Source organism: Nocardioides potassii, assembly GCF_021648885.1.
GTDB lineage: Bacteria > Actinomycetota > Actinomycetes > Propionibacteriales > Nocardioidaceae > Nocardioides > Nocardioides potassii.
The window spans coordinates 21,829-34,298 of record NZ_JAKJHZ010000005.1; the positions used below are offsets into that span (position 1 = coordinate 21,829).

16 protein-coding genes and 1 tRNA gene are annotated in these 12,470 nt (G+C 71.2%); 10 read left to right on the top strand and 7 right to left on the bottom strand.

The features are described from left to right. Window positions 1-253 precede the first annotated feature (253 nt). A complete protein-coding gene (locus L2K70_RS21550) occupies window positions 254-943 on the bottom strand; it encodes a hypothetical protein (protein ID WP_236399597.1) in 690 nt (229 codons plus the stop codon). 153 nt (window positions 944-1,096) lie between these two features. Between L2K70_RS21550 and L2K70_RS04425 the strand changes: the two genes are divergently transcribed. Continuing rightward, window positions 1,097-1,684, top strand: a complete 588-nt coding sequence (locus L2K70_RS04425; protein ID WP_236399600.1) for a DUF3152 domain-containing protein — start codon at window positions 1,097-1,099, stop codon at window positions 1,682-1,684. An 8-nt stretch (window positions 1,685-1,692) separates the two neighbouring features. On the opposite strand, the gene L2K70_RS04430 is transcribed toward L2K70_RS04425, so the two are convergent. Next, window positions 1,693-2,739 carry an alkaline phosphatase family protein gene (locus L2K70_RS04430; RefSeq protein WP_236399603.1) on the bottom strand — a complete coding sequence of 349 codons (1,047 nt, stop codon included), beginning with the start codon at window positions 2,737-2,739 and terminating at the stop codon, window positions 1,693-1,695. A 109-nt stretch (window positions 2,740-2,848) separates the two neighbouring features. On the opposite strand from L2K70_RS04430, the gene murI reads away from it, so the two are divergent. Then, a complete protein-coding gene (gene murI / locus L2K70_RS04435) occupies window positions 2,849-3,652 on the top strand; it encodes a glutamate racemase (RefSeq protein WP_236401528.1) in 804 nt (267 codons plus the stop codon). Window positions 3,653-3,659: 7 nt separating this feature from the next. Beyond that, on the top strand, window positions 3,660-4,415 hold the full coding sequence (locus L2K70_RS04440) for an MBL fold metallo-hydrolase (RefSeq protein ID WP_236399607.1): 756 nt from the start codon (window positions 3,660-3,662) through the stop codon (window positions 4,413-4,415). A gap of 27 nt (window positions 4,416-4,442) precedes the next feature. Here the strand turns inward: L2K70_RS04440 and L2K70_RS04445 are convergent, their stop codons facing one another. Then, window positions 4,443-5,093, bottom strand: coding sequence for a response regulator (locus L2K70_RS04445; RefSeq protein ID WP_236399610.1), 651 nt, complete (start codon window positions 5,091-5,093; stop codon window positions 4,443-4,445). Continuing rightward, a complete protein-coding gene (locus L2K70_RS04450; RefSeq protein ID WP_236399612.1) occupies window positions 5,090-6,265 on the bottom strand; it encodes a sensor histidine kinase in 1,176 nt (391 codons plus the stop codon). The genes L2K70_RS04445 and L2K70_RS04450 overlap by 4 nt, the downstream gene beginning before the upstream one ends. A 228-nt stretch (window positions 6,266-6,493) precedes the next feature. On the opposite strand from L2K70_RS04450, the gene rph reads away from it, so the two are divergent. After that, complete coding sequence (gene rph, locus L2K70_RS04455) at window positions 6,494-7,264, top strand: ribonuclease PH (protein WP_236399615.1); 771 nt, start codon at window positions 6,494-6,496, stop codon at window positions 7,262-7,264. Between the two features lies 1 nt (window position 7,265). Further along, the gene (gene rdgB / locus L2K70_RS04460) at window positions 7,266-7,916 is read left to right on the top strand and encodes an RdgB/HAM1 family non-canonical purine NTP pyrophosphatase (protein ID WP_308195730.1); all 651 of its coding nucleotides are present in this window, start codon (window positions 7,266-7,268) and stop codon (window positions 7,914-7,916) included. Between the two features lie 21 nt (window positions 7,917-7,937). Here the strand turns inward: rdgB and L2K70_RS04465 are convergent. The 3 genes from L2K70_RS04465 to L2K70_RS04475 all read right to left on the bottom strand — a co-directional run bounded on the left by L2K70_RS04465 (window position 7,938) and on the right by L2K70_RS04475 (window position 9,634). Further along, a tRNA-Leu gene (locus L2K70_RS04465) sits at window positions 7,938-8,011 on the bottom strand. 91 nt (window positions 8,012-8,102) lie between these two features. After that, the gene (bcp, locus tag L2K70_RS04470; protein ID WP_236399617.1) at window positions 8,103-8,573 is read right to left on the bottom strand and encodes a thioredoxin-dependent thiol peroxidase; all 471 of its coding nucleotides are present in this window, start codon (window positions 8,571-8,573) and stop codon (window positions 8,103-8,105) included. Beyond that, window positions 8,570-9,634 (bottom strand): HoxN/HupN/NixA family nickel/cobalt transporter, encoded by a 1,065-nt coding sequence (locus tag L2K70_RS04475; protein ID WP_236399620.1) that lies wholly within the window; start codon window positions 9,632-9,634, stop codon window positions 8,570-8,572. Before L2K70_RS04475 ends, bcp begins: the two co-directional genes overlap by 4 nt. 76 nt (window positions 9,635-9,710) lie before the next feature. On the opposite strand from L2K70_RS04475, the gene L2K70_RS04480 reads away from it, so the two are divergent. The 5 genes from L2K70_RS04480 to L2K70_RS04500 all read left to right on the top strand — a co-directional run bounded on the left by L2K70_RS04480 (window position 9,711) and on the right by L2K70_RS04500 (window position 12,459). Then, the gene (locus L2K70_RS04480) at window positions 9,711-9,959 is read left to right on the top strand and encodes a DUF3618 domain-containing protein (protein WP_236399622.1); all 249 of its coding nucleotides are present in this window, start codon (window positions 9,711-9,713) and stop codon (window positions 9,957-9,959) included. Between the two features lie 17 nt (window positions 9,960-9,976). Continuing rightward, on the top strand, window positions 9,977-10,294 hold the full coding sequence (locus L2K70_RS04485; protein ID WP_236399626.1) for a GroES family chaperonin: 318 nt from the start codon (window positions 9,977-9,979) through the stop codon (window positions 10,292-10,294). 18 nt (window positions 10,295-10,312) lie between these two features. Beyond that, window positions 10,313-11,683, top strand: a complete 1,371-nt coding sequence (locus tag L2K70_RS04490; RefSeq protein ID WP_236399629.1) for a flavin-containing monooxygenase — start codon at window positions 10,313-10,315, stop codon at window positions 11,681-11,683. Continuing rightward, window positions 11,670-12,230 (top strand): 1-acyl-sn-glycerol-3-phosphate acyltransferase, encoded by a 561-nt coding sequence (locus tag L2K70_RS04495; protein WP_236399631.1) that lies wholly within the window; start codon window positions 11,670-11,672, stop codon window positions 12,228-12,230. Before L2K70_RS04490 ends, L2K70_RS04495 begins: the two co-directional genes overlap by 14 nt. 85 nt (window positions 12,231-12,315) lie before the next feature. Further along, a complete protein-coding gene (locus tag L2K70_RS04500) occupies window positions 12,316-12,459 on the top strand; it encodes a GPGG-motif small membrane protein (protein ID WP_236399634.1) in 144 nt (47 codons plus the stop codon). The last annotated feature ends 11 nt before the right edge of the window (window positions 12,460-12,470 follow it).

Consider the following 12,470-nt stretch of genomic DNA (forward strand, 5'->3'; position numbering starts at 1 on the left):
CCCGGCATCCCACCCCCACTCCGACGATGACCCCGCCCCACACCCCGCCACGGCACGGCATGGCGGGGGCGTTGGTCTGCGTGGACGACAGACATCGCGGCACGGGGCCACGATGTCTCCGATCCTTCTTCGGAGAACGTGGACACGTCCGCGTGCTGTTCTCAGTTGCCAGGCCGCCGGGCCGTCCGGGGAGGGGTACGGCGCGGCTGCCACCTCACTGCCGGGGGGCACACAAGACGCGCCTGTTGCTAGGTCAGATGCGCTGCTCGCATCCGCGAATCGTCTCCCCCTGGCACACGTCGCGCCCCTTCTTGCCATAGACGGTGTCGTCGCCAGGCCCGCCGATGAGGCGGTCATCGCCGTAGTTCCCGGTGATGAAGTCGTTGCCGGGGCCGCCGTTGATCGTGGCCTTGTGGTCGGAGCACCGAGGCGGGGTCAAGGAGTCTGCGGGATAGCTCTTGATCTGGTGGTCGACGTAGAGGTCGTCCCCGCCCTTCTCTCCCTTGATCGTCGTCCGGCAGGCGGCGGCCCTGATGAAGTCCGTGCGATCGGTGCCGATGACGATGGCGCGCTTCGCGGTCACGATGAGGCGGTTGAAGTCCCTGACGCGGATCGAGTCCGTGACGCCCGCCTCGGTGGCCGTCACCCGGGAACGGCTCAGGTCGGCGCGTACCCGGTCGTGGCTCCCGAGGTCGAGCAGCAGGGTGTTGCGCCCGATGTCGCCCTTGATCCGCGTCGCCTTTCCGCCCAGGCTGTTCGACTCGTAGAGGTCGTTGCCGCTGCCGAGCGCGATGTCGCGGTCATACGTCCTCGGCGCCTGGACCTTGATGTGCTCATTGCGGTCGGTTCCGCGGAACGCGAACCTTCCGTTCGTGGCCGACGTGGTGAAACCGAGCCGGGCGAACCTGCCCGTCCAGGTGAGCGCGGTGTCGACCCCCGTCACCGTGCCGCTGGCCGGACGAATGGCCGTCAGTGGAGCTGTCGTCCTTCCGAGTGGCTGACGCGCCTGGGAGGATGCCGCGGTGCCATTCGGATCCGCCCCTACGGCCTGCTCGGGTCGTTCGTCGAGGTCCTCGTCGGGCCTAGGCTCACGGCCATGCTCCGCGGTGCCATCTCCACTGGCGTGGCCCTCGTCGTGCTCGCAGCGCTGGCGCCCACCCTCGCGACGGCCCCGGCGCACGCCGACGTGGCGGAGCGGGCCGAGCGTCGCGTGGTGACGTACTCCGTCATCACCCGCGGCAAGGTCACCGCGTCGATGGAGGTCTTCCGTCGCCAGGCGCAGGAGACGTACGACGACCCGCGTGGCTGGCGGGCGGGGGGCGTCGAGTTCCATCGGGTGAGGCGGGGTGGCGACTTCACGCTGGTGCTGGCCTCGGCCGGGGCGGTGCCGAGCTTCTCGCCGAGCTGCTCGGCGTCGTGGTCGTGCCGCGTCGGTCGGTACGTGATCATCAACCAGTACCGCTGGCGCCACGCCTCCGCGGCGTGGAACCGGTCCGGCCGGACGATCCGCGACTACCGCCACCTGGTCGTCAACCACGAGACGGGCCACTGGCTCGGGCTCGGGCACGCGTCCTGCCCCCGACGTGGGAGCAAGGCGCCGGTGATGATGCAGCAGTCCAAGGGCACCGGCGGTTGCCGGCTCAACCCCTGGCCGCTCCCTCAGGAAGCGGCCAAGGTGAGGTGACGGCGCGGTCAGGCCGGCGGAGCAGTGAGCCGCAGGTCCTGGTCGACGTCGAACTCGCTGCCCTCCACGGCAGGGAGGTCGAGCAGGTCGAGCGCGAGGTTGGCGATCATCCCGTTGCGCACGGGAGGACGACGCAGGCCGTAGGTGGTCCGCTTCGTGCCCGGGTCCTTGTAGGTCGGGTTGATCGCGTAGAGGTCGACCCCACGGCCGGCGGCCGCGCCCCGCGCCATGAACACGATCCGGTAGTCGTCGAGCAGGCGGGCGTTGCTGTGGTCGGGGCCGTGTCCACCGTGGTCGCTCGTCAGCAGGATCGTCGTACGCGCCTTGCGGACGGGATCGGAGTTGACCGCCTTCACGACGCGGCCGACCAGCGCGTCAGCCTGCCGCACCGCCTTCAGGTAGGGCTTCGACATCCAGCCGTGGGCGTGACCCGCGACGTCCGGCGGCGACAGGTGCAGGAAGCGGAAGTCCCGGTCGGTGCCGAGGTCGGCGATGAACCGGTCGACCAGCTCGGAGTTGTCCTCGTCGATGGTCGTCACGTCGATCGCGTCGGGCCACGAGCGCTGCCACAGGGTGAACTTGGTCTTCGCGGCGAAGAGCGCCGTGGAGCCGCCTGAGGCGTCCACGACCCGGAACACCGACGACACGTCGCTCCCCGCGGCCTCCTGCACCGTCTCGGGGGTGAGCCGGTTGTCGTTCCAGGTCACGCCGTGCCCTCCGGCGGAGGCATCGATCCGCCGGCCGGTCACCATCCCGGTGTGGTTGGGCAGCGTCACCGTCATCTCGCGCTCAGTGCGCGCGTTCATCGTGGATGCGCCCTGGCGCATGAAGCGGTAGAGGTTGGGCAGCTGCTCGCGGCCGAGCTTGCGCACCGCCGCGACGCTCATCCCGTCGATCGAGATGGCGATCACCGAATCGGCATCCGCCCGCTGAACGACGCGACGCTCGGCCGGAGCCGATCGGTCGTCGGACGGCACAGCGGCACATGCCTGCGTGCCAGTGAGGACGACGAGGACGGAGGCGAGCAGGGCGGCGAGCGGGCTGCGGTTCGACACCGATCGACCCTAACCCGCACCGGCCGGTGTGACGGGGTCGACGCGGCGGACGGCGTGACCGGCGGCCCGTCCAGCGCCTAGCCTGCTGCCTGTGCCGACCCCCAGCCCGATGAGCGCCGACGCCCCCATCGGCATCTTCGACTCCGGCTTCGGCGGGCTCACCGTGGCGCGCTCGGTGATCGACCAGCTGCCGCACGAGTCGGTCGTCTACCTCGGCGACACCGCACGCCAGCCCTACGGCCAGAAGCCGATCGGCGAGGTCCGCGAGTACGCCCTCGAGTGCCTCGACCACCTCTACGACCGGGGCGTCAAGGCGCTGGTGATCGCGTGCAACTCCGCCAGCGCCGCGATGCTGCGCGACGCGCGCGAGCGCTACGACGTACCCGTCGTCGAGGTCATCCTCCCGGCCGCTCGCCGAGCCGCGGCCGCCACGCGCAACCGGCAGGTCGGCGTCATCTGCACCCGCGCCACCGCCAGCTCGATGGCGTACGACGACGCCTTCGCCGCCGCGCCCCACCTCGACCTGCACATCCGTGCGTGCCCGAGCTTCGTGGACTTCGTGGAGCAGGGGATCACCGGCGGTGACGAGCTGCTCGCCGCCGCCCACGAGTACCTCGACCCGCTGGCCGCCGCGGGCGTCGACACCCTCATCCTCGGCTGCACCCACTACCCGCTGCTGACCGGCGTCATCTCCTACGTGATGGGCGACGAGGTCACCCTCGTCAGCTCGGCCGAGGAGTGCGCCAAGGACGTCTACAAGATGCTGGCCCGCACCGGGCTGATGCGTGAGGGTGGCGAGGCCGACTACACGTTCTCGACCACCGGCAGCCCGGAAGACTTCGCCACCATCGGACGTCGGTTCCTGGGCTCCGAGCTGCTCGGCGCGAGCCAGTTCGCCGGCGGGGTCAGGTGAGGCAGGGGTGAGGCTCACGATCGTGGGGTGCTCCGGCTCCTACCCCGGACCCGACTCGTCCGCCAGCTGCTACCTGCTGGAGGAGGAGCAGGACGGTCGCACGTGGCGCATCCTGCTCGACCTCGGCAACGGCGCCCTCGGGCAGCTCCACCGCTACGTCGACCCGCTCACGATCGATGCGGTGCTCCTCAGCCACCTGCACGCCGACCACTGCCTGGACCTCTGCGGCTACCACGTGATGCGCCGCTACCACCCGACCGGCCCGCAGCCGCGGATCCCGGTGTGGGGACCCGACGGCACCGCCGACCGCATGGCGCGGGCCTACGACCTGCCGACGGACCCCGGCATGACCGAGGAGTTCGACTTCCGGACGTGGGACGGACCGATCGAGATCGGGCCGTTCGCCATCGAGGCGCGGCAGGTGGTGCACCCGGTGACGGCCTACGCGCTGCGGGTGAGCGCCGGTGGCCGGACCCTCGTCTACTCCGGGGACACCGGACCGTGCGACGCGCTCGACGAGGTGGCGAGCGGAGCGGACCTGCTGCTGGCCGAGGCGTCGTTCGAGAGCGGTGCGGTCAACCCGCCCGACCTGCACCTCACCGGCACCGACTGCGGTCGTACGGCCGCACGCGCCGGCGTCGGACGGCTGGTCCTCACCCACGTCCCGCCGTGGCACGACCCGGCCGTCGCCGAGGCCGAGGCCCGCGCCGAGTGGTCGGGATCGATCGAGCTCGCCCGCGCCGGCGCGACGTACGACGTCTGAGCCCGACGGTCCTGCAGCGGGCCGGGCTCAGACCAGTCCGGCGTCGTGCACGACCATCGCCACCTGCACGCGGTTGGTGCTCTCGAGCTTGGTCAGCAGCCGCGACACGTGGGACTTCACGGTCGGCACGGAGAGGTAGAGCTCCGAGGCGATCTCGGAGTTGCTGAGCCCGCGCCCGACCGCGACCGCGACCTCGAGCTCGCGCTCGGTCAGCACGGTCAGCCGGTCGGCCGCGGCGGCCGAGCGGTCGGTGGAGGTGGCGCTGCGCAGCCGCGCCACGATGCTGCGGGTCGCCGACGGCGACAGCATGGCGTCACCGGCGGCGACCGTGCGGATGGCGTGGACGATGTCGCCGGGCGGGGTGTCCTTGAGGAGGAAGCCGTCCGCACCGGCGGCCACCGCGCGGACGACGTGGTCGTCGGCGTCGAAGGTGGTCAGCACGACCACGGCCGGCGGCGCGGGCTGCTGGTGCAGCACCTGGGTGGCCTCGAGCCCGTCCATCACGGGCATCCGGATGTCCATCAGCACCACGTCGGGGTCGAGCTCGCCGACGAGCGCGACGCCCTCCTGTCCGTTGGGTGCCTCCCCGACCACCTCGATGTCGCTCTGCCCGCCGAGCATCAGCGCGAGCGCCGAACGGACGAGGGGGTCGTCGTCGACGAGCAGCACGCTGATCACGCCGTCCACGGTAGCCAAGCCTCCAGCACGAAGCGTGCACCGTCGGCGCGGTGGTCGAGCCGCCCACCCCGCAGCTCGGTGCGCTCGCGCAGCCCGACGAGCCCGAGGCCGGCGCCCGGGGCACCGGCCCGACGGGTCTCCGAACCGCCCGCGAGCGGGTTGGCGAGCACCACGGTGATCCCCGACGCGGGGTCGCCCGCGGAGGTGATGACGACCTCCGAGCCCGGGGCGTGCTTGCGGGCGTTGGTGATGCCCTCCTGGACGATCCGGTAGATCGTGCGACCGGTCGCGGACGGCACCGGTGCCGCCCCGTCGACGCCGTCGGTCCAGCGGACGTCGAGCCCGAGGTCGCGGGCCTCGGCGACCAGCGCCGCGATGTCGTTGTACGTCGGCTGGGGCCGCGCCGCCGTCGGCCCGGGGGCGTCCTCGCGCAGCACGCCGAGGACGTCACGGAGCTCGTGGAGGGCGTCGTTGGCCTGGCCCTGGATCTGGCCGAGGCCCTCGCGCAGCCGTTCGCTGTCGAGGTCGTCGCGGAAGGCCAGCGCACCCGCCTGCATGGACACCTGCGTGATCCGGTGCGCCAGCACGTCGTGCATCTCGCGGGCGATGCGGGCTCGCTCGGTCGCGCGGGCCTGGCCGATCCGCAGCTCCTGCTCGGTCTCGGCCCGCTCGGCGCGTGCGCGCAGGGTCCACAGCAGCTCGCGTCGCGAGCCGATGTAGAGGCCCCAGCCCATCATCCCGGCGTTGACGACGAGGTTGACGAGGAGGGTGATCAGCTCGTCGTTGTCGACGAGGGGAGCGATCGTGGTCCAGGTCTGGGCAGCTGCGAAGTTGGCCGCGCCGACCACGAGGACCTGGGGCAGGTGGCGACGGGTCGCGACCGACACGGCCGCGAGCGTCGCCGGACCTGCGGCGATCCCTGACGCGGCGCTCATCGCCGCGATCACGAGCGCGATCGGCACGGGCGCGCGTCGTCGGAAGTGCACCAGCACGAAGGCCGCGGCGCCCAGCACGACCTCGACGACGAAGAGGGTCCGGTGCTCGCGCCACTCGACCTCGGCGACGTTGAGCCACACGACCGCCGAGAACACCACGCAGATCGCGTCGCGCCACGCGTGGTCCACCCAGCGCAGGGGTGGCTGGGTCTCGGAGGCAGCGGGACGGGTCTGCACGGCCGCGAGCCTAGCGACGGACACTCCTACTTTGGACTGATGCGCCGGGGCCGCCGTCAAGGTGACCCTTGCTTGACCGCGGAGGGAGCTGCGCGGCGTGGGGCTGCGCGTAGGGGTCCCACAGGGGTAGGGACCTCGCGCGAGCCGGGGCCGGTGACTCACGGGGGTGACCGGACCCGGCTCCGCACATTTCTCCTGGTGTCGCCTCCCGCGTCTAGGGTCGTGCCCATGACTGCTGCACCCTCCGACACCCCCTCTGCGACCCCCTCTGCGACCCCGCGCGCCGACGGCCGCGCCGACGACGAGCTCCGGCCGGTCACGATCACCCGACACTGGCTCGACCACGCCGCGGGCTCGGTGCTCGTCGAGTTCGGGGGCACCAAGGTGCTGTGCGCCGCCTCGGCCTCCGAGGGCGTGCCGCGCTGGCGCAAGGGCTCGGGCCTGGGCTGGGTCACGGCGGAGTACGCCATGCTCCCGGCTGCCACCAACACCCGCTCCGACCGCGAGTCGGTCAAGGGCCGCATCGGGGGGCGTACCCACGAGATCTCGCGACTGATCGGCCGCTCGCTGCGTGCCGTCATCGACTACCGGGCGCTCGGCGAGAACACGATCGTCCTGGACTGCGACGTCCTCCAGGCCGACGGCGGCACCCGCACGGCGGCGATCACCGGCGCGTACGTCGCGCTCGCCGACGCCGTCGCGCACCTGCGTTCGAGCGGCGCGCTGGCCGGCGAGCCGCTCACGGGGTCGGTCGCGGCGGTGAGCGTCGGCATCATCGACGGCGTCCCGCGCCTCGACCTGCCCTACGTCGAGGACGTCCGCGCCGAGACCGACATGAACGTCGTGATGACGGGCGAGGGCTCGTTCGTCGAGGTGCAGGGCACGGCCGAGGGCGCCGCCTTCGACCGGGCCGAGCTCGACGCCCTCCTGAGCCTGGCCGAGAAGGGCTGTGCCGACCTGACGCGCATGCAGCAGGACGCGCTGTCGATCGGTGGTTGAGGTGCGAGCGCAGCGAGCCTCGAAACCACGCGTCTTCCTCGCCTCCGGCAACGCGAAGAAGATCGCCGAGATGCAGCGCATCCTGGTCGAGCACGTCGCAGACATCGAGGTCCTCGGGATCCACAACATCGACGGCTACGTCGAGCCGGTGGAGGACCAGCCGACGTTCGAGGGCAACGCGCTGCTCAAGGCACGCGCGGGTGTCGCCGCGACCGGGCTGCCGTCGATCGCCGACGACAGCGGGCTCTGCGTCGACGCCCTCAACGGCATGCCGGGTGTGTTGTCGGCCCGGTGGTCGGGCCCGCCCAAGTCGGACGACCGCAACAACGAGCTCCTGCTGGCCCAGCTCCACGACGTACCGGACGAGCGCCGCGGCGCGCACTTCACGTGCGCCATCGCGTGGGTGCTGCCCGACGGCACCGAGCGTGTCGTCGAGGGCCGGATGCCGGGCCGGATCATCCGCGAGCAGCGGGGGAGCGGCGGCTTCGGCTACGACGTCGTCTTCGTCGCCGACGAGCACGCGGGCGAAGCCGACGGGCGTGGGCTCACGTCCGCCGAGCTCGACCCGGCCGAGAAGGACCGCATCTCCCACCGCGGCCGCGCGCTGCGCGAGCTGGCCCCGACAGTGGCTGAAGACCTCTCAGGCCGCTGAGACGCGCCGACGCGGGGCGAGTGCGCTCGGAGAGACTCGAACTCTCACTGGCCAGGACCTAAACCTGGTGCCTCTGCCAATTGGGCTACGAGCGCGCGGGCCAATCCTCACACGTGTCCGGGACATGGCCCTCGAGGCGGGTCGCCAGGGCCACCTCGCGGACACGTGTGGCAAGCGTCGTACGCCTCAGTCGAGGCCGAGGTCCCGGCGCAGCTTGGCGACGTGGCCGGTGGCCTTGACGTTGTACTGCGCGAGCTCGACCGTGCCGTCCTCGTCGATCACGAAGGTCGAGCGGATCACGCCCTCGACCTCCTTGCCGTAGAGCTTCTTGGTGCCGTGGGCGCCGTAGGCCCGGTGCACGTCGAGGTCCTCGTCGGAGAGGAGCGTCAGGGTGAGGGCGTCGCGCTCGCGGAACTTCGCGAGCTTGGCCGGCTTGTCCTTGGAGATGCCGAGCACCTCGTAGCCCGCGCCCCGGAGCGAGTCGAGGGACTCGGAGAAGTCGCAGGCCTGCTTGGTGCAGCCGGGCGTCATCGCCGCCGGGTAGAAGTAGACGATCACCTTCTTGCCGCGGAGGTCCGCGAGGCTCACCTGCTCCTCGGTGTCGCTGGTGAGCGTGAAGTCCGGTGCGGTGTCGCCGGGGGTGAGGCGGTCGGTCATGCGATTCCCTTCTCGAACTTCTCCTCGACGCGGCCCAGGTGGTACCACGCGACGCTGGCTGCCCAGACGAGCAGGAACAATGCCACGAGCCCGAAGCCGACGTACTCGAGGTCGAGGCTCCCGGCCCAGGCCAGGCCCGGCACCCACTCGGACGCGAGCTGCACGAGCAGGAGCAGGCCGATCGAGAGCGCGACGGTGACGGACAGGACCGTGACGGTCAGGTTGTAGTAGATCTTGCGGATCGGCTTGAGGAACGCCCACGAGTACGCGCGGGTCATCAGGATCCCGTCGAGGGAGTCGAAGAGCACCATCCCGGCGGCGAAGAGCACCGGCAGCGTGAGGATGGCGTACCAGGGGAGCGCGAAGGCGGCCGTGCCGCCGGCGAGGACGAGCAGCGCGACCTGGGTGGCGGTGTCGAAGCCGAGGCCCATCAGCAGGCCGACGGGATAGAGGTGGCGGGCGCGGGTGACCTTCTGGGTGCTGCGCCGGAAGATCCGGGCGAGGAAGCCGCGGTTGTGCAGGTGGTGCTCGAGATGCTCCTCGTCGAAGGTGCCCGCCCGCAGGTGGCGGTAGGCGTGCACGATGCCGACGAGCGCACTGAGGTTCATCAGGCCGATCACGATCAGGAACGTGCCGGCCGTGAGCGTGCCGATCGTGCCGAGCGTGCCCTGCAGGACGGAGCCGTCGTCCTTGACGGGGTCCGCCAGCGCCCGTACGCCGATCGCGAGGAGGAGGCTGAGCCCGAAGACGACGCTCGAGTGGCCCATCCCGAACCAGAAGCCGGTCGTGGTGGCGGGGGAGCCGTCGCCGACGAGCTTGCGGGTGGTGTTGTCGATCGCCGCGATGTGGTCGGCGTCGAAGGCGTGGCGCGCGCCGAGCAGGAAGGCTGCGACCCCGAGCCCGATGCCGAAGACGCCCGCGCTGCCGACGTCGAAGCGCTGGGGTGCGACGGCAAGGACCAGCACTCCCCAGCCCACCACGTTGAGGAGGACCACGACGGCGCCCATCCCGAGGATGTGGCGGCGGTCGAGGGCGGTGAAGGAGCGAAGCGGGTTGTTCACTCCTCGATGCTATTGCACGTCAGTTGCAACAAGCTCGGAGTCCCGGACCCGACGGGGCCGTTGATAGCCTTCCCGGGTGACCCAGGACATGAGCGCGCTCGAGCGCGAGATCGAGGAGACGCGCCAGCGCCTCGCCTCGACGATCGACCAGCTCGCGCACCGCGCCCACCCCAAGACGATCGTCGGCCGCCAGGTGACGACGGTGAAGTCGACGTTCGTGGACCTCGACACCGGTGAGCCGCGCACCGACAACATCCTGAAGGCCGCCGGCGCGGTCGTCGGCGTGGTCGTCCTGCTCGCGATCGTCCGCAAGGTCGCCGGCTGAACGCCGTACGCAGCGACATGAGCGCCCCGATCAAGATGCTCCACGACCGGGTCCTGGTCGAGGTGGACGCGGAGGCCGGTGAGCGCCGCTCGTCCGGCGGCATCGTCATCCCCGCCACCGCGGCCATGGGTGCGCGGAGGCTGGCCTGGTCACGCGTCATCGCCGTCGGCCCGCACGCCCGCGCTGTCGAGGTGGGTGACCGCGTCCTCTTCGACCCCGAGGACAAGTCGGAGGTCGAGGTCCAGGGCGAGGTCTACGTCGTGATGCGCGAGCGTGACGTCCACGCGGTCGCGGCCGAGCGCCTCGAGGGCGGCTCGACCGGCCTCTACCTCTAGGAACCTCCAGGACCCGCGATGGCCTACTCCGTCAAGCAGCGCGACCGCGCACCCGCCGTCACCGCGCCCGTCCCGGTCGACGAGTCGCTGCCCCGCGCCTGCGTGATCGGCGCCGGCTCGTCCGGCATCACCGCGGCCAAGCACCTCTACCTCGCGGGCATCCCGTTCGACTGCTTCGAGCGCGGCCACGACATCGGCGGCAACTGGGTCCACGACAACTCCAACGGCACGTCCGCCTGCTACGAGAGCCTCGAGATCAACACGTCGTGCCCCCGCATGGCCTACTCCGACTTCCCGATGCCGGCCGACTACCCCGACTACGCGCGGCACGACCAGGTCGCCGCCTACTTCGAGCAGTACGTCGACCACTTCGGCTTCCGCGACACCATCACCTTCGGCACGACGGTCGAGCAGGTCTCGCCGACGTCGGACGGACGCTGGGACGTGCGGATCACTGGGCCTGACGGCACCGAGACCCGCACCTACGACGCGGTGCTGGTCGCCAACGGCCACCACTGGGACGCCCGCTGGCCCGAGCCGGCATACCCGGGCGCCTTCGACGGCGAGCAGATGCACGCCCACGACTTCCGCTCGGGCGACCAGCTCGCCGGCCGCGACGTGGTCGTCGTCGGTGCCGGCAACTCCGCCATGGACATCTCGGTGGAGGCCTCGCACCGCGCGCGGACGACCACCTGGTCGGTGCGTCGTACCGAGTGGGTGCTCAAGAAGCACCTCTTCGGCAGGCCGGCCGACCAGGTGGCCCTGCCCGGCTGGATGCCGTGGTGGGTGACCGCCGCGCGGATGCGGATCGGCGCCACCGCCTCGGGCAGCATGACGAAGTACGGCCTGCCCCGGCCCAGCCACAAGCCCGGCCAGTCGCACCCGGTCAACTCCGCGCACATCCGTGAGCGTCTCGAGGCGGGCGCCATCACGCCCCGGCCGGGCATCGAGCGGCTCGACGGCGACCGGGTGGTCTTCGTCGACGGCACCAGCGCCCCGGCCGACCTCATCGTGTGGGCCACCGGCTACCGGGTGAGCTTCCCGTTCCTGGACGACGACCTGGTGTCCGTGCGCGACAACGAGCTGCCGCTGTGGAAGCGGACCGTGCACCCCGACCTGCCCGGCCTCTACTTCATCGGTCTGGTGCAGGCCATCGGCGCCGTGATGCCGATCGCCGAGGCGCAGTCGTCGTGGATCGCCGAGACGCTGACCGGCGGCTACGTGCCGCCGCACCCCTCCGTCGTACGGCGTCAGATGCGCGCCGAGCACGAGCGGGACAGGAAGCAGTTCTACGCCTCGCCGCGCCACACGCTCGAGGTCGACTTCGACCACTACCTCTGGGACCTCGCGCGCGAGCGCAGGAAGGGACGTGCCCGTGCTTCGACGTAGGGTCGCCAGGCTCGCGCTGCGGGCCGCGCGCTGGCAGGCGGTCGGCGAGGTGCCGCAGCGCGGTGTGCTGGTGGGCGCGCCACACACGTCGAACTGGGACTGGGTGCTCACCCTGCTCCTGGGCTGGACCTACGGCATCGACATCAAGCTGCTGGTCAAGAAGGAGCTCTTCGTCGGCCCGCTCGGCTGGCTGCTGCGACGCACCGGCGCGGTGGAGCTCGACCGCAAGAACCCGTCGGCCACCATCAAGGCGATGCTCGCCGAGTCCGAGGGAGACGACCCGTGGCTCATCGGGATCGCCGCCGAGGGCACGCGCTCGCGCGGGGAGTACTGGAAGTCGGGCTTCTACCGCATCGCCCAGCAGACGGGGCTCCCGATCACGCTCGCCTTCCTCGACGTGCCCTCGCGCACCGTCGGCTGGGGACCGACCTTCCACCCGACCGGTGACGTGAAGGCCGACATGGACGTGCTGCGCGAGTTCTACGCCGACAAGACCGGCTTCCACCCCGAGGAGTTCACGCCGCCGCGGCTGCGCGAGGAGGGGTGACCCCCGCGTAGGGGTGTGCCCGGTTCGTGCGACCTCGCCGCGCTGGCTAGTTTTGACGGTGAAAACCTAGGGAGGGAGCACCATCATGATGTTCTTGCTGTGGATCCTCGCCGTCATCCTCGTGGTGTCCGGCATCGTCTCGCTCGTGCGTGGCCAGCTGCTGTGGGGCATCGTCCTCATCATCGTCGGCCTCGCCGTCGGGCCGGGCGGGTACAGCATCTTCAAGTAGCACCGACGTCG

Bases quoted from the DNA above. Each gene is read 5' to 3' on its own strand.
- L2K70_RS04485 (WP_236399626.1), top strand. From the start codon at position 9,977: ATGAGCGCCCCGATCAAGATGCTCCACGACCGGGTCCTGGTCGAGGTG.
- murI (WP_236401528.1), top strand. From the start codon at position 2,849: ATGAGCGCCGACGCCCCCATCGGCATCTTCGACTCCGGCTTCGGCGGG.
- L2K70_RS04425 (WP_236399600.1), top strand. From the start codon at position 1,097: ATGCTCCGCGGTGCCATCTCCACTGGCGTGGCCCTCGTCGTGCTCGCA.
- L2K70_RS04500 (WP_236399634.1), top strand. From the start codon at position 12,316: ATGATGTTCTTGCTGTGGATCCTCGCCGTCATCCTCGTGGTGTCCGGC.
- L2K70_RS04490 (WP_236399629.1), top strand. From the start codon at position 10,313: ATGGCCTACTCCGTCAAGCAGCGCGACCGCGCACCCGCCGTCACCGCG.
- rph (WP_236399615.1), top strand. From the start codon at position 6,494: ATGACTGCTGCACCCTCCGACACCCCCTCTGCGACCCCCTCTGCGACC.
- bcp (WP_236399617.1), bottom strand. From the start codon at position 8,573: ATGACCGACCGCCTCACCCCCGGCGACACCGCACCGGACTTCACGCTC.